This is a genomic window from Hydrotalea sp., assembly GCF_049968455.1.
Lineage (GTDB): Bacteria > Bacteroidota > Bacteroidia > Chitinophagales > Chitinophagaceae > Hydrotalea.
The window spans coordinates 1-560 of the sequence record NZ_JBMFQT010000069.1 but is presented as its reverse complement, the minus strand read 5'-3'; the positions used below and the strand labels follow the sequence as shown (position 1 = coordinate 560).

The 560-nt window shown below is 39.5% G+C and carries 1 pseudogene; it reads left to right on the top strand.

Features of this window, described 5'->3' with window-relative positions:
- Positions 1-560: pseudogene (locus ACP5P5_RS13740) on the top strand (M13 family peptidase); the annotation flags it as partial.

Sequence of the window (560 nt, the reverse complement as noted above, 5' to 3'; positions counted from 1 at the left end):
GATACTTCTGTAAAACCAGGCGATAACTTTTTTCTGTATGCCAATGGCAATTGGCTGAAAAAAACAACCATTCCAGCGTCTGAAGTGGGTGCCGGCGCCTTTCTCGACTTATATAATCGCACCAAAAATAATATTCATTCCATTTTATTAGAGGCGGAAAAAAATGCCGCCCCCACAGGTAGTATTCAACAAAAAGTTGGTGACTTTTTCGCTTCCGGCATGGACTCAGCAACTATTGAAAAATTGGGCTATTCACCCATCCAACCGGTATTGAATGATATTAGTACATTAAAAAATGCTGCTGATATTATTCATTATGCAGCACAAGCACACACCCGTGGAAGTGGCATGTTGTTTGACTTTGGTGTGTATCCCGACGATAAAAATAGTATGGCTACTATTGCAGTATTCAGCCAAGGAGGTCTTGGTTTACCCGACCGCGATTATTATTTTAAAACTGATGCTGCTACACAAGCCGTAGTTCAAGCTTATAAAAACTACTTACAAAAACTATTAATACTAACTGGAACAGATAGCCTTACTGCAATACAACAAGTTGA